The organism is Streptomyces sp. NPDC052114, assembly GCF_040680155.1.
Classification (GTDB): Bacteria; Actinomycetota; Actinomycetes; order Streptomycetales; family Streptomycetaceae; genus Streptomyces.
The window spans coordinates 523,244-548,466 of sequence record NZ_JBFAWC010000002.1 but is presented as its reverse complement, the minus strand read 5'-3'; the positions used below and the strand labels follow the sequence as shown (position 1 = coordinate 548,466).

General features: G+C 74.7%; 2 protein-coding genes. Both read right to left on the bottom strand.

Going from position 1 to position 25,223, the window contains the following annotated elements:
- Positions 1-69: 69 nt before the first annotated feature.
- Complete coding sequence (locus tag AB0L89_RS06120; protein ID WP_365135034.1) at positions 70-11,259, bottom strand: amino acid adenylation domain-containing protein; 11,190 nt, start codon at positions 11,257-11,259, stop codon at positions 70-72.
- A gap of 66 nt (positions 11,260-11,325) precedes the next feature.
- Positions 11,326-25,176, bottom strand: coding sequence for an amino acid adenylation domain-containing protein (locus AB0L89_RS06115; protein ID WP_365135031.1), 13,851 nt, complete (start codon positions 25,174-25,176; stop codon positions 11,326-11,328).
- Positions 25,177-25,223: the final 47 nt, after the last annotated feature.

The window sequence follows — 25,223 nt, the reverse complement described above, 5'->3', positions numbered from 1 at the left end:
TCGCCATCCGTGGTCCGCGTCCGGGGCGGGCCCGGCGTCACTGTCCGGGGCATGTCGGGCTCACTCCTCTCAGGTGCCGTCGGCGGCTCCGTCGGCGTCGGCGGCCTGGAGCTTCGCCGTGAGGACGCGCGCGATGTCCGACGACGGTCCGGGCTGGAGCATCGTGAAGTGCGTCGCGGCGATCTCGTGCGCCTCGACGGTCCCCTCGACGTAGGGCTTCCAGCTCTCCCGCGCGACCGCGACGGGCAGCCCCTCGGGCCGTTCCTGGGCGGCCAGGAACAGGGTCAGGTCGCCCCGGGAGCGGCGCGGTGTGTGCTGCGGCGTGATGCGGCCCAGGTTCTCGATGACGTTCCGCATGTTCGACTTCAGGGCTTCGTCCATGCCCGTGCCGACGTCCTGGCCGGACGGCAGCCGCAGGTCGTCCATGGGGGTGGCGTCGTCGGCCTGGCCCGCCTCGGGCTGACGGTAGTCCGCGCCGCCGGTCCCCTCGGGGTAGCCGTCGATCACCCCGAGCAGCCGGACCTCTTCGCCCTGCTCCTCGAACCGGGCGGCGACCGCCTGGGCGACCAGGCCGCCGAGCGACCAGCCGAGCAGGTGGTAGGGGCCGGCCGGCTGGACGGTCCTGATCTGCTCGACGTAGTCGGCGGCCATCTCCTCCAGGCTCTGCGGCATGGGCTCCGGCTCGGCGAGTCCGCGGGCCTGCACGCCGTACATGGGCAGATCCTGCGGCAGGTGCCGCAGCAGGGCGGCGTACGCCCAGCTCAGTCCCGTACCGGTGTGGATGCAGAACAGCGGCGGGCGGCTGCCCGTCGGGCGCAGCGGCAGCACGAGCTCCAGGTCGCCGTGGTCCGTACCGGCGCGGCGGGCGCCGGCCGAGACGCCGAGGCTCTTGCCGCGCAGGGCGAGCAGGCCGCCGGCCGTGCGCCGGGCGCGCTCGCCGGTGCGGAGCATCCGCTCTCCCCCGGTGCCGAAGGGGCAGGCGACGAACCGCTGTCCGGTCGGCACCGGGCTCTCGGCGTAGCCCCGCGCGAGCGCGGCGCCCGCGAGGTACAGGTCACCGGTGGCACCGGGCGGGACCGGGCGCAGGAAGTCGTCCAGGACGAAGGCCCGGGTGCCCGGCAGCGGCCGGCCCGCGGGGGACTCCGGGGGCAGGGGCTCGCCGGGCGCGCCGCGGTGGTCGAGCCAGGCGCCCGAGGTCTCCGCCGTGCCGTGGACGCCGACCAGCGCGGACCGCGGGTGGCGGCCGAGCCAGTCCCGGGTGTCGTCGACGGCCGTCGCCCCGCTGTCGTCGGACACGGTGACGGCGGCGAACGGCGGCTGCCCGTCGGCCGGTTCGGGGACGGTCGGCAGCAACTCCTTGGTGGTGACGAGGTGTTGCGTGCCACCGGCTCCGTCGGCGGCCGCCGTGCCGTCGCCGGGCAGGGCGAGCCGTACGCTGCCGCCCTCGCACAGGGCGGCCAGCAGCGGTGTCACGAAGGCGGCGACGGGGGCGCGGGTGTCGAGGACGGTCACGCCGTCCCCGGCGGGTGCGACGCGCATCCGGTGCGCGGTCTGGCCGAGCAGCGTGCGGTGCTCGACGACCGCGCCCGCGACGGTCCCCTCGGCGCCGCCGGGTGCGGTGGCACCGAGTACGAGCGCCGCATGGCCCGGCAGCGGCAGCCGTGCGCCCGCCCCGTTCCCGGCGTGCGCGCCGCTCGCCGCGACCGCGTGCGGGTCCTCGACCAGCACCATCGGCACCGTGATGCCGTCGGCCAGGAGCGGGGCCATGCCCACGTCGCAGACCAGCAGGGCCGGGGTGGCCCGGCGCAGGCCGGAGGCGATGTCCTCCATCGGCTTGTTCGGGTCGGCGAACAGGCAGGCGGCGCCGGACCTGAGCACGCCGAGCAGCGCGACGACGAGCGCGGCGGTGGGCGGCAGCGCCACGAGGACGACGTCCTCCGCGCCGACGCCCCGTTCGGCCAGCCGACGGGCCAGCCGCGCGGACGCGGTGTCCAACTGGCCGTGGGTGAGGGCGCCGTACGCGTCGACGACGGCGACCGCGTCGGGGTGCAGCGCGGCCCGCTCGGCGATGAGCGGGACCACGGTGCCGTCCGGTCCCTCGGCGGCCGTGTCGTCCCACGCCTCCAGGGCGTGGCGGCGCTCGTCCGCGTCGAGGAGGAGGTCGACCTCGCTGAGGCGCAGCCCCGGGTCGGCGGCGACCTGTTCGAGGACGCGGACGAGCCGGCGCGCGAGCGCGGTGACGGTGGTCCGGTCGAACAGCTCGGCCGCGTAGCGGATGGTGCCGTCGACGCCGTTCGGGCTCCCCTCGACCCCGTGCCGTTCGGTGAGCCCGACCGACAGGTCCAGTTCACCGGCGGGAGTGCCGACGGGCAGCCGGGTGGTGCTCAGGCCGGGCAGCTCCGGCGACTCCCACACCTCGGCGGCGTCGCCGTGCACTTCGAGCAGGACCTGGAACACGGGGTGCCGGTCGGCGGCGGGCAGGGCGAGGGCGTCCACGAGGCGCGCGAACGGCACGTCCGGGTTCTGCACCGCCCTTTGGTACGTGTCGCGCGCCCGGCCGAGGAGTTCGCGGAACGTGGGGTCGCCGGAGACGTCGGTGCGCAGCGCCAGCGGGTCGGCGAAGGGGCCGACCAGGCCGTCCAGGTCGCCTTCCTCGTCGCGGAGCGGCAGCACCGTGCCGAGGGTGACGTCGGGTCCCGCGCCGAGCCCCGACAGGAGCAGGGACAGCGCGGCCTGGAGGACCATGAAGAGCGTCGCCCCATCGGCCTCGGCGGCCTCCATCAGCCGGGCGTGCGTGTCGGCGTCGACGGCCAGGGGCACTTCGTCGGACCGGTGCGTGGCGGCCCGCGGCCGCGGCCTGTCGGCCGGCAGCTCCAGTTCCGCGCCGAGGCCCGCGAGCGCCTTCTTCCAGTAGGTGAACTGCTCGCCGATGAGGCTGTCCGGGTCCTGCTGGTCCTGGAGCATCTCGCGTTCCCACAGGGCGTAGTCGGCGAACTGCAGGGGCAGCGGGGCGCGTTCGGGGGTCCTGCCCTCGCGGCGCGCTCCGTAGGCCGCCGCCAGGTCGCGGACCAGGACGATCAGCGACGTGTCGTCCGCCGCGATCCGGTGCACGACCATCAGCAGGACGTGTTCGGTCTCCGAGAGCGCGAACAGCCGGCTCGTCCAGGGGGTCTCCCGGGCGAGGTCGAACTCGTGTCCGGCGTGGTCGGTCAGCAGGCCCGGCAGGTCCTCCTCGGTCACCGGTGTCACCGGCAGCGCGGGCCGGGCCGCGTCGAGGTCGAGGACGCGCTGGCACACCTCGTCGCGTCCGGTGTCCGCGAAGACCGAGCGCAGGATGTCGTGGCGCGCGGCGACGTCGCCCAGCGCCGCCTCAAGCGCCACGCGGTCGAGCCTGCCGTTGAGGCGCAGCGCGACGGAGGTCCGCCGGGCCGCCGAGCCGGGGTCGTCCTGTTCGAGCCGCCAGGTGCGGGTCTGGGCCGCCGTGGCGGGGATGTCGTCGGGGTGGTCGACGGGCCGCAGCTCCGGGAGTTCCTTGGAGGTCAGCAGCCTGGCGACGCCGAGCGGCGTGGAGGCGCCGAAGAAGCGCCGCATGCTCAGTTCGGCGCCGAACTCCTCGCGGACCCGCGCGGCGAGGCGCATCGCGAGCCCCGAGTCGCCGCCCAGGTCGAAGAAGTTGTCGTCGATGCCCACCCGTTCGAGGTCCAGGATCTCCGCGAAGAGCGCGCAGAGCCTGGCCTGGGTCTCGTTCTCCGGTTCGCGTCCGGAGACGCGGCCCGCGAAGTCCGGTGCGGGCAGCGCCCTGCGGTTGACCTTGCCGTTGCGGGTCAGCGGCAGCTTCTCCAGGACGACGACGGCGACGGGGACCATGTAGTCCGGCAGCGCGCCGGCCAGGTGCTCGCGGACGGCGTCGACGTCCACCTCCGTGTCCTCGGCGTCCGGGACGACGTAGCCGATGAGGCGCCGCTCGCCCGGCCGGTCCTCGCGCACGATCGCCACGGCCTGCCGGACCGCCGGATGCGAGACGAGGACCGCTTCGACCTCGCCCAGCTCCACGCGGAACCCGCGGATCTTGACCTGGTCGTCGGCCCGCCCCGCGAACAGCAACTCCCCGTCGAGGGTCCACCGGGCCAGGTCCCCGGTCCGGTACATCCGCCCGCCCTCGCCGAACGGGCAGGCCACGAACCGCTCGGCCGTCAGATCCGGGCGCCCCACATACCCCCGCGCCAACCCGGCCCCGGCGATGTAGACCTCACCGACCACACCCGGCGCCACCGGACGCAAGAAGGCATCCAGCACGTACGTGCGTACGTTGCCCAGCGGGCGTCCGATCGGCGGCGGCTGGTGCTCCGACCTGATGTCGGCGTCCACCGGTCCTGCGGTGGCCATCACGGTCGCCTCGGTCGGGCCGTAGGTGTTCCAGACCTTCGCCTGCGGGGTCCAGCGACTGGCGAGGTCGGCGGTCAGGAGTTCGGCGCCGAGGACCCAGTTGCCCACGCCGGTCACGTCGTCGGCGTCCAGCAGCCCCAGGAGGGAGGGCACGACGCTCGCCGTGCTCACGCCCGCGTGCTCGATCATCTCCGCCAGGGCGCCGGGCTCGGCCCGCTCCTGCCCCGAGGCGATGGCCAGGGTTCCGCCGGCGGCCAGGGTGACGGCCACGTCCAGCACCGCCGCGTCGAAGCTGAACGACGCGAACTGGAGGACGGTCACCCCCTCGGCGACCCCGAGGGCGGGCCGCATCACCTCGGCCAGATTCGCCACCCCGCCGTGGGCGACGGCCACACCCTTCGGGCGGCCCGTCGACCCCGACGTATAGATCACATACGCCAGTTGATCCGGCAGGATGCGCGTGTCCAGCCGCTCGGCGGACTCGGCCACCAGCGCCGCCACCGTCCCCGCATCGTCCAGCAGGACGACACGCGCCTCCCCCACCGACACCTCGGCCAGCGTCCCACCGGCGCCCAGCACGACGTCCGCACCGCTGTCGGCGATCACATAGCCCAGACGGTCCGCCGGATACTCCGGGTCCAACGGCACGAACGCACCGCCCGCCTTCCACACCGCCAACTCGCCGACCACCATGTCGACCCCACGCGGCAGGCACAGACCCACCCGCGCCTCACGACCGACCCCCAGACCGCGGAGGTACCGGGCCAGACGATTCGCCCGCTCCTCCAGCTCTCCGTACGACACGGCGTCGTCGCCGCACCGCACCGCCACCGCGTCGGGGGCCCGGCGCGCCCGCTCCTCGAACAGCTCGGGCAGCAGGCCGTCCGGGACGGTCGCCGCCGTCGCGTTCCAGGCCTTGGTCACCAGTGCACGTTCGGCGTCGGCCGACAGCTCGATGCCGCTGACGGGCAGCCGGGGGTCGGCCGCCATCTGGCGCAGCGCCCGCAGCAGCCGGTCGAGCAGCGCGCGGGCCGTGCGCTCGTCGAAGATGTCGGACCGGTACGTCAGCCGCATCCGCAGTCCGCCGAGCGGGTCCACGACGAGCCCGAGCGGGTAGTTGATGGACTCGCGCATCCCGGCCTCGGTGAAGCGCAGTCCGGCGGGCTCGGCCTCCCTGCTGCCCTCGCCGGACCGCGCCGGCGCGTCGGTCCCCGAGGGGAAGCTCTCGAACGCCATGAGGGAGTCGAAGGTCGCGCCCGGTCCCGCGGTCCGCTGGATGTCGCCCAGGCTCAGGTACTGGTGGTCCATCAGCGCCGACTGGCGGGCCTGGACGTCCGCGAGGACCTCGGCGACGCTCTGCGGGGCGTCGAACCGCACCCGTACCGGCACGGTGTTGATGAACAGCCCGAGCATGTCCTCCATGCCCGGCAGATCCGCGGGGCGGCCCGCCACGGAGGCGCCGAACACCACGTCCTGGCGCCCGGCCAGCTGGCCGATGACCATGGCCCAGGCGGCCTGGACGACGGTGTTGAGCGTGACGCCGTGGGCGCGGGTGAGCTCGCCGAGCGCGGCGTCGAGCGCGGGGCCCGCCACGGCGAAGACCTCCTCGGAGTCGCCGTCCGGCGCGACGGTGGTGCCCGGCGTGATCGGCACGACGAGCGTCGGCTCGTCGGCCCCGGCCAGCTCCTCGCGCCACGCCTCCTGCGCCGCCGCCTTGTCCTGCCGGCCCAGCCAGGCCAGATAGTCCCGGTAGGGGGTCACCGCGGGCAGGCCGCCGGCGCTGCCCCCGGCCTCGTAGCAGGCCCACAGCTCGCGCCGCAGGACCGGCAGCGACCAGCCGTCCAGGACGATGTGATGCAGCGTCACCATCATGCGGTGGCGGTTCTCGCCCGTCTTGACGAGCAGCACCTTCACGAGCGGCGGCTTGGCCAGGTCGAAGCCCTTGTCGCGCTCCTCCTTGCCGATGCGCTCCGATTCCTCCCAGGCCGCCTCCTCGTCGAAGCCGGACAGGTCCTCCTCGCGCCACGGCAGTTCGGCCCTGGGCATGACGATCTGGACGGCCTGTCCGGATCCGGCCACCTGCCGGAAGCCGACGCGCAGGCTGGCGTGCCGGTCGAGGACCGACTGCCAGGAGGCGCGCAGGACTTCGGTGTCCAGCTCCCCTTCCAGGCCGAGGATCATCTGCTCCACGTACACGTCCGGGCCCTGGTCGGCGAACATCGAGTGGAACAGGAGGCCTTCCTGCAGCGGCGAGAGCGGCCAGATGTCGGCCAGGCCGGGTGCCGCGTTCTCCAGCTTCTCGACCTGCTGCTGGGTGAGCGTGACCAGCGGGAAGTCGGAGGGGGTGTAGCCGCCCGCGGCGCCGTCGTCCGCGTGGACGGCCAGGCCTGCCAGCAACTGGGCCCAGCCCTCGACCAGGGCGCGGGCGGCGCTCTCGTCCAGGAGGTGCTCGGGGCAGGCCAGGCTCAGCGTGAGCCGCGGGCCCCCGGCGACGTCGTGGACGGCACCGACGGCCTCCAGCGGGTGGGCGACCGGGAGTCCGCCGTCCGGCCCTCCGGCCGCCGTGGCCCGGTCGTCGTCGACCGGTGCGCCGGGGACCCTGCCGAGGTAGGTGAAGCCGATCTGTGCCGAGGGCAGGGCGGCGAGCCGCTGCCCGGTCTCGTCGTTGAGGTGGCGCAGCAGGCCGTACCCGAGGCCGTCGCCGGGCACCGCCCGCAGCTGCTCCTTGACCCGCTTCAGGGCCTCGCCCGCGTCCGGGCCGCCGGTCAGGAAGTCCTCGAAGTCGGGTGTGCCCACGTCGAGCCGCACCGGGTGCGTGCCGGTGAACCAGCCGACGGTCCTGGACAGGTCCATGCCCTCGGACAGCTCGACCCGGCCGTGGCCCTCCACGTCCACCAGGAAGCCGCCCTCCGCGCCGTCCCGCCGGCGCGCGACGGCGGCGGCGAGGCCGGTCAGGAGCACGTCGTCGACGCCCGCGTGGTACGCGGCGGGCAGGCGGGTCAGCAGGGCCGCGGTGACGTCAGCGGACAGGGTCGCGGAGACCCGCCGCACGGTCGCGGCGACATCGCGGGCCGGGTCGGCCGGCTCGTCGGTGAGATACGGGTCGGGGCCCTGGAGCAGTTCGGTCCACCGGGGCAGCTCCGCCGTGCGTTCCGCGCTGACCGCCTGCTGGGCCAGGGCGCGTGCCCAGTGTCGGAACGAGGTCGGGACCGGCTCCAGTTCGGGCTTGCGGGCGGCGGCGAGCGCGGCGCAGGCCTGCTGGAGGTCCGGCAGCAGGACCCGCCACGACACCGCGTCGACGACGAGGTGGTCGACGACGAGCAGCAGGCGTCCGGGGGTGCCCGGGCCCAGGTCGAACCAGACGACCTGGAGCATGACGCCGGAGCGCGGGTCGAGCCGCTCCACGGCCTGCCCGGTCTGCTCGGCGATCGCGCGGGGCAGTTCGTCGGCGGGCACCGAGGCCGCGTCGACCCGGCGCACCCACGCTCCGGCCGGGGCGGTGCCGGGGCCGGACACGACGAGCCGCGGCGGCTCCGTCTCCAGGCGTGCGCGCAGGATGTCGTGGTGGTCGACGACCGCGCGCACCGCCTCGGCGAGGGTCTCCTGGCGCAGCCCGGCCGGGGCCTCGACGACGGCGGACTGGACGACCCGGCCGACGTGGTCGACGCCGACGCGCCCGATCAGTTCGTGCATCACCGGGGTCAGCGGCACCTCGCCGGTCCCGGGGTCGCCGCCGGTGGTGGCCGCGCCGTCCGTGGGGAGGGCGACGAGCGCGAGGGCGGCGGGGGTGCGGTGCTCGAAGACCTGGCGCGCGGTGATCGCCAGACCCGCGCGGCGGGCGCCGGACACCAGCATCATCGACAGGATCGAGTCGCCGCCGAGCGCGAAGAACGAGTCCTCGGCGCCGACCCGTTCGATGCCGAGCGCCTCGGCGAACACGTCGCACAGGACCGCCTCGACGGGCGTGCGCGGGTCCCTGCCGCCGGGCACGGCGTGCTCGGGCGCGGGCAGGGCGGCCCGGTCGAGCTTGCCGTTCACGGTGAGCGGCAGCGCGTCGAGGACGACGACGCTCGCCGGGACCATGTAGTCGGGCAGGCGGGCACCGGCGTACGTGCGCAGCGCCTCGGCGTCGACGGGTCCTTCCGCGGTGTCCGTGGCGGGCACGACGTAGGCGACCAGCTGCTTGTCGCCGGGGCCGTCGTCGCGGGCGAGCACCGCCACCTGCGCCACCGTCGCGTGCGCGGCGAGCACCGCCTCGATCTCCCCGGGCTCCACGCGGAAGCCGCGCAGCTTGACCTGCTCGTCGGCGCGTCCCGCGAACACCAGCTGCCCGTCGTCCGTCCACCGGGCCAGGTCCCCGGTCCGGTACATCCGCCCGCCCTCGCCGAACGGGCAGGCCACGAACCGCTCGGCCGTCTGGTCGGGCCGTCCCGCGTAGCCGCGCGCCACCCCGGGCCCGGCGACGTACAGCTCGCCGGTGACGCCGGGCGGCACCGGCCGCAGGAAGCCGTCGAGGACATAGGTGCGCATGTTGGCCAGGGGGCGTCCGATGGGCGGCGGCTCGTCCTGGGCACGGGTTCCGGGGGCGACCGGGCCGACGGTGGCCATGACGGTCGCCTCGGTGGGGCCGTAGGTGTTCCACACGCGGGTCCGCGCGGTCCAGCGGCTGGCGAGGTCGGCGCTCAGCGACTCGCCGCCGAGCACCCAGTTGCGGATGCCGGGTACGTCGTCCGGGTCCAGGGCCCGCAGCACCGACGGCACGACGCTGGCCGCCTCGACGCCCGCGGCACGGATCATGCCGGTGAGCGCCGCGGGCTCGGTGCGCTCCTCGGCCGAGGCGATGGCGAGGGTGCCGCCGGCGGCGAGGGTGACGGCGATGTCGAGGACGGATCCGTCGAAGCTGAAGGACGCGTATTGGAGCATGACCGTGCCGGCGTTCAGGTCGAGCGCGGGCCGCATGGCCTCGGCGAGGTTGGCGACGCCGTGGTGGGCGAGGGCCACGCCCTTGGGGCGGCCGGTGGAGCCGGAGGTGTAGATGACGTAGGCGAGTTGATCGGGCAGGACGGTCGCGTCCGGCGCGGCCGGGGACCGGTCCGCGATCTCCCGCGCGGTCTCCTCGTCGTCCAGGCGCACGACGCGCGCGGCGCCGACCGGCACGTCGGCCAGCGACTCGCCGGTGCCGAGCACCACGTCCGCGCCGCTGTCGGTGATCACGTGGGCGAGGCGGTCCGCCGGGTGGGCGGGGTCGAGCGGGACGAACGCGCCGCCCGCCTTCCACACGGCGAGTTCCGCCACGACCATGTCGATGCCGCGCGGCAGGCAGAGGCCCACCCTGCGTTCGCGTCCGACGCCGAGCGCCGTCAGGTGCCGGGCGAGCCGGTTCGCCCGCGCCTCCAGCGCGCCGTAGGACAGGGCGTCGGCGCCGCAGCGCACCGCGACCGTGTCGGGCGTCCGGGCCGCCCACTGCTCGAACGCCGTCACGACCGAGGCCGTCTCCACGGGCTGCTCGGTGGCGTTCCACCGCTCCACCACGTGGGACCGCTCGGTGGCGTCGAGTACGTCGATGTCGCCGACGCGGGCCGCGGGCTCGGCGGCGATCCGCTCCAGGACCTGGAGGAACCGCCGGACGATCGTCTCCGCCGCGTTCCGGTCGAACAGGTCGGGCCGGTAGTCCAGTTTGAAGCGCATCCGGTCGCCGCCGGGCACGGCGACGAGCGTGAGCGGGTAGTGCGAGGCGTCCCGCGAGGCGCCCGCCGGGCTGAGGGTCACGGCGTCGGGGCCGGGGGCGGGGCCCTGCGGAGGCAGGGGGTAGTTCTCGTACAGGACGAGCGTGTCGAAGACGGCCGCGGCGCCCGCGAGCTTCTGCACCTCGGCGAGGCCGACGTGCTGATGGGCTATCAGAGCGGACTGGCTTTCCTGGAGTCGCGTCAGCAGCTCGGCGACCGTCCGGCCGCCGTCGAGGCTCACCCGGACCGGCAGTGTGTTGATGAAGAGGCCGACCATCGATTCCACGCCCGGCAGTTCGGCGGGACGTCCGGCGACGGTCGAGCCGAACACGACGTCTGTGCGCCCCGCGAGACGGGCCAGGAGCAGCGCCCAGGCGCCCTGGACCACCGTGTTCAGCGTGAGGCCCCGATCACGGGCCAACTCCGCAAGCGAGTCGGAGAGTTCCTTGGAGACGGCGCTGTGCACCTGGTCGGGCAGGAGCGGGGTGCGGCCCGGGTCGGCCGGTGCCACGAGCGTCGATCCCTCGGCCCCGGCCAGCTCCGCCCGCCAGGCGGCCGACGCCGCTTCCTTGTCCTGCCGTCCGAGCCAGGCCACGTACTCGCCGTACGGTGCCACGCGCCGCAGTCCCGCGGTGCTGCCGCCCGCCGCGTACGTCGCCTCCAGCTCGCCCAGCAGGACGGGCATCGACCAACCGTCCAACAGGATGTGATGGAGCGTCATGACGAGCCGGTAGCGGCGCTCGCCCATCCTGATCAGCAGGATCCGCAGCAGTGGCGGGACCGCGAGGTCGAAGCGCTCGGCGCGCTCCTGCGCCGCGAGCCGGTCGATGAGCGCAAGGGCCTCGGCCTCCGGCAGACCGGAGACGTCCGCCTCCTGCCAGGGCAGCGCGACCTCGCGCGGGATGACCTGCACCATGTGCGCGCCGGTGACCGGCCGGAAGCAGGCGCGCAGCGCGGCGTGCCGGGCGAGGAGTGCCTCCCACGACGTCCGCAGCCGACCCGTGTCCACCGGGCCGTTGACGTCCACTGCCGACTGCACGGTGTAGACGTCCGGGCCCTGGTCGTCGAAGGAGGCGTGGAACAGCATCCCCTCCTGCAACGGCGAGAGGGGCCACACATCCTCGACGAGGGATCGGGGTCGGGTCATCGTTCTGTCTCCTCACAACGGCTTTGTGCCTGTCGGCTCACAACGTCTGGTGCCTGACGGCTTTGGCTACTCGCCGGCGAATCCGGCTTCGAGTTCGTCGATCTGGTGTTGGGCGAGGTCGAGGAGGCGGAAGTCGGACGGGGTGTGTCCGCCTGCCGTGGGGTCGTCGGTGTGGCCTGCGAGGCCGGTCAGCATCCGCAGCCAGGTGTCGCCGAGCCGTTCGGCCTCGGCCTCCTCCAGCAGCCGACTCGCCCAGCTCAGAGTGATCGTCAGTACGGGCCCTTCGGCGGTGTCCCGGACCACGGCGGCCGCGTCCAGCACATGCGTGGCGGGCATGCCCAGGTCGACGGAGCCGCCGATCGCGCTCTCGCCGGCCGGCTGCCACGGTCCGACCCGGCCCCCGTCGCCGGTGCCGCCCGCGCCGCCGCCCGCCGCGAACCGGCCCAGGTAGTTGAAGCCGATCTGCGCGGCCGGCGCGGCCTCCAGGACCGGCCCCGTCACCGGGTTGAGATGGCGCAGCAGTTCATGTCCGAGGCCGTCGCCCGGCACGGCCCGTGCCTGTTCCTTGACGGCCTTCACCAAGCTACCCGCAGCCCCCTCACCGGCCATAGCGCCGTCCAAGTGAGCACCGGTCACGTCCAGCCGGACCGGCCGCACGCTGGTGAACCAGCCGACCGTCCGCAGCAGATCCACGCCCTGGAGGGGTTCGCGGCCGTGGCCCTCGACGTCGACCAGGAGATCGGCGGCGGCGCCGGGCCGCCAGTGCCCGACGGCACCCGCGAGCGTCGCGAGCAGCACGTCGTCGACGCCGCAGTGGAAGGCGGCCGGGGCCTTGCCCACCAGGGTGGCCGCCTGCTCCGGCGGCACCTCCCAGGTCCGGTTCCGCAAGGTGCGCACGGTGTCCAGGCCGGGGTTCAGCTCGCGCTGCCCGAGCGGTGGTTGGGGCTTGCCGAGCAGAGCGAGCCAGTCGTCGAGCTCGGCGGTCCGCCGCTCGCCGGCGGCCTCGGCCGTGAGCAGTTCCGCCCAGCGCCGGAAGGAGGTCCCCACCGGCTCCAGCTCGGGCGCCCGACCGGCGGCCGCCGCCTCGCAGGCCGCCCGCAGGTCGGGTGCGAGCACCCGCCAGGACACCCCGTCGACCACCATGTGGTGCGCCACGAGCACGACGCGGCCGGTGCGCCCGGGGCCCGCGTCGACCCACACGGCCTGCACCAGCACGCCCGCGGCCGGGTCGAGGCGGGTGACGGCCTCGCGCGCCGCGCGTCCCGCGATCTCGTCCAGGGAGGCGTCGGCGTCCGCGTGCGCCGCGTCGACGCGCGCCACCAGGCTCCGGGCGTCCACCGTGCCCCGCTCGCCGACGACCAGCCTCGGCTCGCCGGGGACCGTGCGGGCCCGCAGCATGTCGTGCGTGTCGAGCACCGCGCCGAGCCCCGCCGCCAGGACGTCGAGGCCGAGCGCGTCGGGGGCGCCGAGGACCACCCACTGCGCGAACCCGGGGCGCGCGGCCCGTTCGCCCAGCGCCCGCATGACCGGCGTCCAGGGCACCTCGCCGACACCGACGTCGTCGACGACGGCAGCGGCCTCGGCGGGCCTTGCGACCGTCGCCAGGCGTTCGGGGGTCTTCTCCTCGAAGACCTGCCGCGACGTCAGGAGCAGCCCCGCCCTGCGCGCGCGGGACGCGAGCTGCATCGACATGATCGAGTCGCCGCCCAGCTCGAAGAAGCCGTCCGTGACGCCGACCCGTGCCAGGCCGAGGACCTCGGCGAACAGCTCGCACAGGATCCGCTCGGTCTCCGTGCGCGGCCCGGCGCCCGTGACGCGCCCGGTGAAGTCGGGCGCGGGCAGCGCGGCCCGGTCGACCTTGCCGTTGGGGGTCAGCGGCAGCCGCTCCAGCGGTACGCAGAGTGCCGGCACCATGTGGTCGGGCAGTCGCTCGCGTACGTACGCGGGGAGCGCGGCGGCGAGACCGACCGCCGACCGGTCGTCCCCGGCGGGTGCGTCGGCGGGCTGCCGCGCGGGGTCCGGGACGACGTACGCGACGAGCCGGCTGCCGTCGGCGCGGTCCTGGCGGGCGACGACCACGGCCTGCACGACGTCCGGGTGCGCGGTGAGGACCGCCTCGATCTCCCCGGGCTCGACGCGGTGGCCGCGGATCTTGACCTGGTCGTCGGCGCGGCCGACGAAGAGCAGCTCGCCCTCGCGCGTCCACCGTGCCACGTCCCCGGTGCGGTACATCCGTTCGCCCGCGCCGAACGGGCAGGCCACGAACCGCTCCGCCGAGAGACCCGCGCGTCCGAGGTAGCCGCGCGCGAGCCCGGCCCCGGCGACGTACAGCTCCCCCGCCACGCCGGGCGGTGCGGGCAGCAGGAACTCGTCCAGGACGAACACCCGTACGTTCGCCGTCGGCCGCCCGAGCGGCACCGTGTCCCTGCCGGGCGCCAGCGGCTCGCTCATCGCGGCACACACCGTCGTCTCGGTGGGCCCGTAGGCGTTCACCATGCGCCGCCCGCGCGCCCAGCGGTCGACGAGCCCCGGCGGGCAGGCCTCGCCCGCCACCACCAGGGTCTCGAGCGCCCGCGGCAGCTCGTCCTCGGCCGCGAGGACGCTCGGCGGCACGGTCACATGGCTCGCCCCCGACCGGCGCAGCGCCTCGTCCAGCGACACCCGCGGCGGCAGGTCGTCGGGGCCCGCCACGACCAGCGCACCGCCCGACAGGAACGCCATGCACAGTTCGGAGACCGCCGCGTCGAAGCTCAGTGACGCGAACTGCAGCACCCGCGCCCGAGCCGTCACCCCGAAGCGGTCGATCTGCGCCCGCGCGAGGTTCCCGAGCCCGGCGTGGGTGACCACGACGCCCTTGGGGGTGCCCGTCGAGCCCGAGGTGTGGATGACGTACGCGGCGTTGGCCACCGCCAGCGGCGCCGCGCGCTCCTCGTCCCGCACCGGGCCGCCTGCCCGGCGGCGCACCTCGTCCGCCGTGCGCGGGTCGTCCGTGACGACGACGCGGCCGGTGAATCCGGCGGGCACAGCGGCCCTCGACCGTTCGGTGCAGACGACGACCGCCGGGTCGGTGTCGGCGAGCACGTAGGCGACACGCTCCGCCGGATATCCGGCGTCCACCGGCACGAACACACCGCCGGCCATCGACACCGCGAGGAGCGAGCAGACCATGTCCGCCGAGCGCTCCCCGACGACGGCCACCCGGCGCTCCGGGCCGACCCCGGCCCGTATCAGGTGCCGCGCGAGCCGCCCGGCACGATCCGCCACCTCAGCGTAGGAAAGGGCCTGTTCGCCCTCGACCAGCGCCACGGCGTCGGGCGAGACCTCAGCCTGCCGGGCGAACAGCTCGGGCAGCGGGGCAACTGCCGCCGCCGGATCCCCCGTCCGGTTCCATTCCCCTACGACGAGCTCGCGTCCGGCGCCGGGCACGGCGTCCACCCGGCCCACGGGCGCCGACGGGTCCGCGACGAGCTGCTCGAAGATCCGTACCAGCGAGGCGACCAGGTCCTCGGCGCGGTCCCGGTCGCAGACGTCGGGCCGGAAGACGAAGTCGCCCCGCATGCGCTCCCCGGGCGACACGACGAAGGTCAGCGGATAGTGGCCCATGTCCTGCGGTTCTCCGTCGGGGCGGATGCGCAGGGAGTCGGGGCCCGGGGCGGCGGCGGGCGGGTGGGGATAGTTCTCGTAGACCACGAGGGTGTCGAACACCGCACCGGCGCGCGCGAGTTGATGGATGTCGCTCAGTCCCATGTGCTGATGGGCCATCAGTGCGACCTGTCGTTCCTGGAGTTCGGCCAGCAGGTCGGCGACCGGCTGGCCGGCCCTCAGCGGTACGCGCACGGGCAGGGTGTTGATGAACAGGCCGATCGCCGATTCGGCACCGGGCAGGTCCGTGGGCCGCCCCGCCACGGTCGCGCCGAACACCACGTCGGTGCGCCCGGCGAGCCGCGCGAGGAGCAGCGCCCACGCGCCCTGGACCACCGTGTTGACCGTGAGGCCGTGGCTCCGGGCCAGCTCGGCGACCCCGCGCGACACGTCCTCGGAGAACGCGAACCGGATCCGGTCGGGCACCATCGGCACCCGTACCGTATCGGCGGGCACGACGAGCGTCGGTCCGTCGAGACCGGCGAGCTCGGCCCGCCAGGCGCCCCGCGCCTCCTGCCGGTCCTGCCGGTTCAGCCAGGCCAGGTAGTCCCGGTAGGACGTCACCGCCGGCAGCTCCCGCGGGTCGCCGCCGGTGGTGTGCAGGCGGAAGGCCGCCTGGAGGTCGCCGATGAGGACGGGCAGGGACCAGCCGTCCATCGTGATGTGGTGGCTGGTGATGACCAGGCGGTGCCGGTGCTCTGCGAAGCGGAGCAGGAGCAGCCGCAGGAGCGGCGCGCGGGTGACGTCGATCCGTTCCGCCCGCTCGTCCTCGGCGAGCCGTGCGGCCTCGGCGAGCGCGTCGGCCTCCGTACGGTCCGACAAGTCCGCCTCGCGCCAGGGCAGTTCGACGTCCCGGGCGACGACCTGCACGGCCTCGCCCGACGCCGGCCGGTGGAAGCTCGTCCGCAGGATCGCGTGCCTGCGCAGCACGGTCTCCCACGCGGCGCGCAGCACGCCCGCGTCGAGCGGCCCTTCCAGGGCCAGGGCCCGCTGGCCCTCGTAGACGTCCGGTGCGGCGTCGTCGTACGTGGCGTGGAAGAGCATGCCTTCCTGCAATGGCGACAGCGGCCATACGTCGGCCAGGTCGGGCACCGCCGACTCCAGCTCCTCGACGGCGTCCTGTGTCAGCGTGTCCAGGAGCGGGAAGTCGGAGGGGCTGTGCCCGCCCGCGCCGGGACCCGCGCTGTGCGTGGCGAGCCCGGCGAGCATCGCCGTCCAGGCGCTGCCGAGCCGCTCGGCGTCGCCCTCCTCCAGCACATCGCCGGGCCAGCTGAGGGTGATCGTCAGCTCGGGCCCGTCCGGGGTGTCCCGCACCGCGGCCCCGGCCTCCAGGACGTGGGGCGCGGGCATGTCGGGGTCGACCGAGGCACCGATCGCGGACTCACCGGCGGGTTGCCAGGGGGTGACGGCGGTGGTGGCGGTGCCGCCTCCCGGGAAGCGGCCGAGGTAGTTGAAGCCGATCTGCGGGCTCGGGGCGGCTTCGAGTGCCGGCCCCGTCGTGAGGTTGAGGTGCCGCAACAGCCCGTACCCGAGCCCGTCCCCCGGCACCGCCCGCGCCTGCTCCTTGACCGCCTTCAGCAACCGCCCAGCCGCCGGACCACCCGCCTGCACCTGCGCGAGATCCACCCCGGCCGCACTCACCCGCACCGGACGCCCACTGGTGAACCAACCGACCGTCCGGGAGAGATCAACGCCCTCCAGCGGCTCGCGACCATGCCCCTCGATGTCGACCAAGAGGTCGGAGTCGGCACCCGGCCGCCACTGCGCCACCGCACCCGCCAACGCCGCGAGCAGCACATCATCGACCCCGCAGTGATACGCGGACGGAGCACGCCCCACCAGCGCCGCCGCCTGCTCCGACGGCACCGTCCATGACCTGCGTCGCTGGGTCCGCGCGGTGTCCCGATGCGGGTCCAACGCCCGCTCGGTCAGCAGGGTTTGGTTCTCGCCCAGCAACGCCAGCCAGTCGTCCAGCTCGGCGACCCGCCGCTCACTCTCGGCCTGCGCCTCCAGCAGCTCCGCCCAGCGACGGAACGACGTTCCCACCGGCTCCAGCTCCGGCACACGACCGTCGGCCGCCGCCTCACAGGCCGCCCGCAGGTCCGGCACCAGCGCCCGCCAGGACACCCCGTCCACCACCAAGTGGTGGGCCACCAGGACCAGTCGGCCGACGTGGTCCGGTCCGGCGTCGACCCAGACCGCCCGCACCATCGCCCCGGAAGCCGGGTCCAGGTGCCCCACGGCCTCGCGCGCGGCCCGTTCCGCGACCTCGTCCACTTCCGCGGGCACCGCCTCGACGCGCGTCACCAGCGCCGACGCGTCCACGGTTCCGCGCTCTCCGACGACCAGCCTCGCGTCGCCGGGCAGCGTGCGGGCCCGCAGCATGTCGTGGGCGTCGAGGAGGGCACCGAGCCCCGAGGCCAGCGTGCCCAGGCCGAGACCGGCCGGGGCGCCCAGCACCGTCCACTGCGCGAACCCGGCACCCGTGGCGCGCTCCCCGAACGCCCGCATCACCGGCGTCCAGGGCAGTTCCCCCACGCCGATGTCGTCCGCCACGGCCTCCTGCCCGGCCGCCGCCGCGACCAGCGCGAGGCGCTCGGGGGTCTTCTCCTCGAAGACCTGCCGGGGTGTGAGGACCAGGCCCGCCTGCCGGGCGCGCGAGGCCAGCTGCATGGAGCTGATCGAGTCGCCGCCCAGCTCGAAGAACCCGTCCTCGACACCGACCCGCTCCAGCCCCAGGACGTCGGCGAACAGCTCGCACAGGATGCGCTCGGTGTCAGTACGCGGCTCACGCCCCGTCACCCGCGCGGCGAAGTCCGGCGCGGGCAGCGCGGCCCGGTCCAGCTTGCCGTTCACGGTCAACGGCAGCGCATCAAGGACGACCACCGCCGCCGGGACCATGTACTCGGGCAGCCGCCCGGCGACATACTCACGCAACTCGTCCGTATCCACGGCCGGTTCGCCCGCCGCGACCACATACGCCACCAGCCGCCTGTCCCCCGGACCGTCCTGGCGCGCCAGCACCACGGCCTGCCCCACCGACCCGTGCCCGGCGAGCACCGCCTCGACCTCACCCAACTCCACCCGGAACCCACGCACCTTGACCTGCTCGTCCGCACGCCCCACGAACAACAGCTCACCGTCCGCCGTCCACCGCGCCAGATCCCCGGTCCGGTACATCCGCTCCCCCGCAGCGAACGGGCACGGCACGAATCGCTGGGACGTCAGGTCCGGCCGGTGGAGGTAGCCGCGCGCCAGGCCCGGCCCGACGACGTACAGCTCGCCGACGGTTCCGGGGGCGACCGGCCTCAGGAAGTCGTCCAGGACATAGGCCCGCGTGTTGACCAGCGGACGGCCGACCGGCACCGGGCCGTCGCCGACCGCGCCCAGGGGCTCACTCATCGCGGCGCAGACGGTCACCTCTGTCGGGCCGTACGCGTTGACGAGACGGCGGTCCGACCAGCGGTCGGCCAGCCACGGCGGGCACTCCTCGCCGGCCACGACCAGCGTCTCCACGGTGTCCGGCAGCGCGTCCACCGTCGCCAGGACCGATGGCGGCACCGTCATGTGCGTCACGTCGAACTCGGCTGCCACGTCCGCGAGTTCGGCGTGCGGGGGCAGCCGGTCCGCCGGGGCCACGACGAGAGCCGCGCCCGAAAGCAGCGCCATGCACATCTCGGAGACGGCGGCGTCGAAGCTCCACGACGCCAGTTGCAGGACGCGCGAGTCGGGACGTACGGCGAAGCGTTCGATCTGTCCGGCCGCCAGGTTGCCGAGGCCCGCGTGGGTGACCACGACGCCCTTCGGCGTGCCCGTCGACCCGGAGGTGTAGATCACGTACGCCGGGTCGGCCACGCGGCTCCCGGCGTCCGCGGCCCGGCGCGTCCGTCCCGCCAGTGCCGTGACCGTCTCGGGGGCGTCCCGCACCCAGCGGGGCACGCCCACCGGAAGGACGGGTTCGGTCGTGGCCGTGCAGACCACCAGCGCGGGTTCGGCGTCGGCTAGCACGCCCGCGACGCGCTCGGCGGGATACGCCGGGTCCAGCGGCACGAAGGCCGCGCCCGCCTTGGCCACGCCCAGCAGGACCGCGACCACCTCGGCCGAGCGTTCCATCACCACCCCGACCAGGTCGCCGCGGCCCACGCCGCGCGTCGACAGCTCGTGGGCCACCCGGTCGGCTGCGCCGCCCAGCTCCGCGTACGTCCACCGCAGGTCCTCGGCGATCACGGCGGCGGCGTCCGGGGTGCGCCGCGCCTGCGCGTCGAAGAGTTCGCCGAGGGTGCCGGTGGGCACGGGCCGGTCGGTGGCGTTCCACCGCTCGACCACGGTGGCGCGCTCGCCCGCCTCCAGTACGTCGATGTCGCCGACCCTCAGGGCCGGGTCGGCCGCGAGCCGGTCGAGGACACGGGCGAGCTGCCTGCCCACCTGGAGGACCCGCCGCGCGTCGAAGACGTCCGGGCGGTAGGTCAGGCGGATGCCGAGGCGGTCGTCGGGGACGACACCGACGGCCAGCGGGTAGTGGGTGCCCAGCCGGCTTCCCACCTGGGCGAGGGCGACTCCGCCGCCGTGGGCGGCGGGGCCGGGGAGCAGGGGTGTGCTGCGCGGGTAGTTCTCGAACATCAGCATGGTGTCGAACGTGGCGCCCGCCCCGCCGACCGCCTGGATCTCCGTGAGGCCGGTGTGCTGGTGGGGCATGAGCGCGGTCTGGCGTTCCTGCAGCCGCGTGAGCATCGTGAGCACCGGCTCCCGCGCGTCGAGCCGCACGCGCACCGGCAGTGTGTTGATGAACAGGCCGATCATCGATTCCACACCGGGCAGCTCCGGCGGCCGTCCCGCCACGGTGGTGCCGAACACCACGTCCGTGCGGCGGGCGAGGCGCGCGAGGACCAGCGACCACGCGCCCTGCACGACCGTGTTCACCGTCAGGCCCTGGGCACGGGCGAGTTCGGTGACGGCGCGCGTCGTCTTCTCGGAGAGGCGCAGCGAGCGCTCCTCGGGCGGGACGGGCGTGCCGCCGAGGTCCGCGGGGGCGACGAGGGTCGGCTCGTCGGCCCCGGCGAGCTCGGCCCGCCACGCGGCCCGTGCGGCCTCCTTGTCCTGCCGGTGCAGCCACGCGAGGTAGTCCCCGTAGGACGCCGGTGCCGGCCGGGAGGCGGACGGGCGGGCGCCGACGGAGTCCGCCGCGTCGGCCAGGGGCGCCCCGCCCTCCGCGTACGCCTCGGACACCTCGGTCAGCAGGAGTGGCGTCGACCAGCCGTCGGCCACGATGTGGTGGCTGGTGACGACCAGGTGGTGCCGGTCCTCGCGGAGGCGGATCAGGAGCAGCCGCAGGAGCGGGGCCGCCGACAGATCGAGGCGCGCCGCCGCCTCGTCCTCGGCGAGCCGTGCGGCCTCGGCGAGCGCGTCGGCCTCCGTGCGATCCGACACGTCGGCCTCGCGCCAAGGCAGTTCGACGTCCTGGGCGACGACCTGCACGGCCTCGCCCGACGCGAGCCGGTGGAAGCTCGCCCGCAGGGCGTCGTGGCGTGCAGGGAGTTCCTGCCACGCGGCGCGCAGCCGTGCCACGTCGAGCGGGCCGTCCACGGCGAGGACGCGCTGGCTCTGATAGGCGTCGGCACCCTCGGTGTCGAAGGTGGCGTGGAAGAGCATCCCTTCCTGCAACGGCGACAGCGGCCATACGTCGGCCAGGTCGGGCACCGCCGACTCCAGCCGCTCGACGTCGGTTTGCGTCAGCGTGTCCAGGAGCGGGAAGTCGGAGGGGCTGTACCCGCCCGCGCCGGGACGCGTGGCGTGTGCGGCGAGCCCGGCGAGCATCGCCGTCCAGGCGCTGCCGAGCCGCTCGGCGTCGGCCTCCTCCAGCACATCGCCGGGCCAGCTCAGCCTGATCTCCAGTTCGGGCCCGTCGGGGGTGTCCCGGACGGCGACGTTCGCTTCCAGGGTGTGCGGCAGGGGCATGTCGGGGTCGACGGAGCCGCCGATGGCGGTCGCGCCGGCCGTCTGCCAGGGGGTGACGGCGGTGGGGGCAGTGGCGCCTCCCGGGAAGCGGCCGAGGTAGTTGAAGCCGATCTGCGGGCTCGCGGCGGCTTCGAGTGCCGGACCCGTCGTGAGGTTGAGGTGCCGCAGGAGCCCGTACCCGAGCCCGTCCCCCGGCACCGCCCGCGCCTGCTCCTTGACCGCCTTCAGCAACCGCCCGGCCGCCGGACCACCCGCCTGCACCTGCCCGAGATCCACCCCGGCCGCACTCACCCGCACCGGACGCCCACTGGTGAACCAACCGACCGTACGCGACAGATCCACACCCTCCAGCGGCTCACGACCATGCCCCTCGACATCCACCAAGAGACCGCCATCGCCATCGGGCCGCCACTGCGCCACCGCACCCGCCAACGCCGCGAGCAGCACATCATCGACCCCGCAGTGATACGCGGACGGAACACGCCCCACCAACGCCGCCACCTGCTCCGACGGCACGACCCAGGTGCGTTGACGCAGCGTCCGCGCGGTGTCCCGCTCACTGTCCAACGCGCGCTTGCCCAGGGGCGCTTGAGGCTCGCCCAGCAGTGCCAGCCAGTCATCCAGCTCGGCGACCCGCCGCTCACTCGCGGCCTGCGCCTCCAGCAGCTCCGCCCAGCGACGGAACGACGTCTGCACCGGATCGAGCCGAGGCGCACGCCCCTCGGCCGCCGCCTCACAGGCCGCCCGCAGGTCCGGCACCAGCACCCGCCAGGACACCCCGTCCACCACCAAGTGGTGCGCGACGACGACCAGTCGGCCGACCGCGGCCGGCCCCGCGTCCACCCACACCACCTGGACCATCACGCCGGAAGCCGGGTCGAGGCGGTCCACGGCCTCGCGCGCCGCACGCTCCACCGCCGCGTCGAGCGACCCGGCCCCCGCTTCGGTACGGGTGACCAGCACCGACGCGTCCACCGATCCCGGCTCGCCGACGACCAGCCGCTGGGCGCCGGGCGCCGTACGCGCCCGCAGCACCCCGTGCGTGTCGAGCACCGCGCCGACACCGGCCGTCAGCACGTCGAACCCGAGATCCGGCGGGGCGCCGACGACTGTCCACTGCGCGAATCCGGGCCGCGCCGCCCGCTCCCCCAGCGCCCGCATCACCGGCGTCCAGGGCACCTCGCCCGCGCCCGCGTCATGGTCCGTGGCCGCCTTCCGCGCGGTCTCCGCGACCAGCGCGAGGCGCTCGGGGGTCTTCTCCTCGAAGACCTGCCGGGGCGTCACCACGAGACCCGAGCGACGCGCCCGTGAGGCCAGCTGCATGGAGCTGATCGAGTCGCCGCCCAGTTCGAAGAACCCGTCCTCGACACCGACCCGCTCCAGACCGAGCACCTCGGCGAACACGTCGCAGAGGATCCGCTCGGTGTCGGTACGCGGCTCACGCCCGGTCACCCGCGCGGCGAAGTCCGGCGCGGGCAGCGCGGCCCGGTCCAGCTTGCCGTTCACAGTCAACGGCAACGCATCAAGGACGACCACCGCCGCAGGAACCATGTACTCGGGCAGCCGCCCGGCGACGTACGCACGCAACTCGTCCGTATCCACGGCCGGTTCGCCCGCCGCGACCACATACGCCACCAGCCGCCTGTCCCCCGGACCGTCCTGGCGCGCCAGCACCACGGCCTGCCCCACCGACCCGTGCCCGGCGAGCACCGCCTCGACCTCACCCAACTCCACCCGGAACCCACGCACCTTGACCTGCTCGTCCGCACGCCCCACGAACAACAGCTCACCGTCCGCCGTCCACCGCGCCAGATCCCCGGTCCGGTACATCCGCTCCCCCGCACCGAACGGGCACGGCACGAACCGTTCCGCCGTCAGGCCCGGACGGTGCAGGTAGCCCTGCGCGAGACCCGCGCCCGTCGCGTACAGCTCTCCCACGACGCCGGGGGGCACCGGTCGCAGGAACGCGTCCAGGACGTACACGTGCCGGTTGTCCAGGGGGCGCCCGATGGGCAGCACCGCAGAGCCGCTCACGCCCACCGGCAGGACATGCCACGTGGTGCACAAGGTGACCTCGGTCGGCCCGTACAGGTGCCGGACCGTGACCTCGGGGCACACCTCCCGCACCCGTGCCACCGCCCCGGCCGGCACCACGTCACCGCCGGTCAGGACCTCACGAAGGCCGGTGAAGCACTCCGGGGACTCCTCCGCGAGCACCCGGAACAGACCGGCCGTGACATGGACCGCCGTCACACCTCCGGCGACCGCCTCCCGGATGTCCCGCGCGTCCACCGCGCCCGGTCCGGCCACCACGACCCGGCCGCCCGCCGCCAACGGCACCCACACCTCATACAGCGAGATGTCGAAGGCGTGCGGCGCGTGCATCAGCACCGCGTCACCGGGACCGATGGACCACCCCGGCGCGCCCACGAGGGCCGCGACGCTCCCGTGCGGCACGGTCACACCTTTCGGCACGCCCGTCGACCCGGACGTGTACATCACGTACGCCGCGTCATCCGCTCCCACGTCGACGCCGCCCACCGGGCATCGCGCGACGGCGGCCGTCACGTCGGCGTCGTCCAGGACCACGGTCCGGGCCGCCGCGCCCTCGGGCAGCAGCGCATGCGTGTCCCGTGAGCAGACCACCGCGACCGGCGCCGAGTCCACCAGCAGGAACGCCACCCGTTCCGCCGGGTACTCGGGGTCCACGGGAACGTAGGCCGCGCCCGCCCACCACACCCCCAACAGCGCGACCAGCAGATCCGCCGACCGCTCCATCAGCACCGCGACACGATCGCCCCGGCCCACCCCGAGGTCCGTCAGATACGCGGCGAAACGACCCGACGCGGCAGCCAACTCGGCATAGGAAAGGGTGCGTTCGCCCTCGACTATCGCCGTCGCGTCGGGCGCCCGCCTCACCTGGGACGCGAACAGCTCCGGCACCGAGACACCCGGCACCGGCGCCGCCGTCGCGTTCCACGCCGACACCACCGACGCACGCTCACCCCCACCCACCACATCGATCCGCCCCACCGGCACCGACGGATCCCCGACCATCTGCTCCAGGACCCGCACCAGCCGCTCGACGACCGCCTCCGCCGCGGCGTGGTCGAACAGGTCGGGCCGGTGGTCGAGCTTGACGGCCATGCGGTCGCCCTCGGGGGCCACGACCAGCGTGAGCGGATAGTGCGCCGCCTCCTGTTCGCCGTGGGCGCGCATCGTGAACGCGTCCGGGGCGGGCTCCTCCTGAGGGGGGCGCGGGTAGTTCTCGTACACCACGATCGTGTCGAAGACGGCGCCGGGACCGGCCAGCTTCTGGATCTCGGAGAGACCGAGGTGCTGGTGCGCCATGAGCGCGGCCTGGCGGTCCTGGAGGGCCGCGAGCATCCGGGCCACGGGCTGCGCCCCGTCGAGCGGTACGCGGACCGGGAGCGTGTTGATGAACAGGCCGACCATCGACTCCACGCCGGGCAGCTCGCCGGGCCGTCCGGCGACGGTCGCGCCGAACACGACGTCCGTGCGACCCGCCATGCGCGCGAGGAGCAGCGCCCAGGCCCCCTGCACCACGGTGTTGACCGTCAGGCCCTGGGCGCGCGCCAACTGGCCGATGCGGTGCGTCAGTTCTTCGGAGAGCCGGATGACCAGGCTCTCGGGCGCGACCGGCGTCCTGGCGGGGTCCGCCGGTGCCACGAGGGTCGGCTCGTCGGCCCCGGCGAGCTCCGCGCGCCACGCGGTGCGCGCCGCCTCCTTGTCCTGGCGGCTCAGCCATGCGAGGTACTCGCGGTACGACGTCGTCCTGGGGAGCCCGCGCGTGGAGCCGCCCGCCGCGTAGACGGCGGGCAGTTCGTTGAAGAGCACCGCCATGGACCAGCCGTCCATCACGACGTGGTGGCTGGTGAGGACCAGGCGGTGGCGCTCCTCCCCGAGGCGGATCAGCAGCAGCCGCAGCAGGGGTGCGACGGCCGGGTCGAACCGCCGGGCCCGCTCGCGCGCCGCCAGCCGCTCGGCCTCGGCGAGGGCCTCGGCCTCCGCGCGGCCCGAGAGGTCCTCCGTACGCCAGGGCAGTGCCGCCTCGCGCGCGATGACCTGCACCGCCTCACCGGACTTGCGGCCGCGGAAGCCCGCCCGCAGCGCGCCGTGCCGGGCCAGCAGCGCCTCCCACGTCGTCCGCAGCCGGGCCGTGTCGAGCGGCCCGGTCAGCTCCAGCGTCCGCTGCCCCTGGTAGACGTCCGGGCCCTGGTCGTCGAAGGCCGCGTGGAAGAGCAGGCCTTCCTGCAACGGCGACAGCGGCCAGACGTCCTCGACAAGGGATCGGGTCATCGTTCTGTCTCCTCAGGGCGGCGGTGTGCCGGTTCGTGGCGGATGGC

Bases quoted from the DNA above. Each gene is read 5' to 3' on its own strand.
- AB0L89_RS06115 (WP_365135031.1), bottom strand. From the start codon at position 25,176: ATGACCCGATCCCTTGTCGAGGACGTCTGGCCGCTGTCGCCGTTGCAG.
- AB0L89_RS06120 (WP_365135034.1), bottom strand. From the start codon at position 11,259: ATGACCCGACCCCGATCCCTCGTCGAGGATGTGTGGCCCCTCTCGCCG.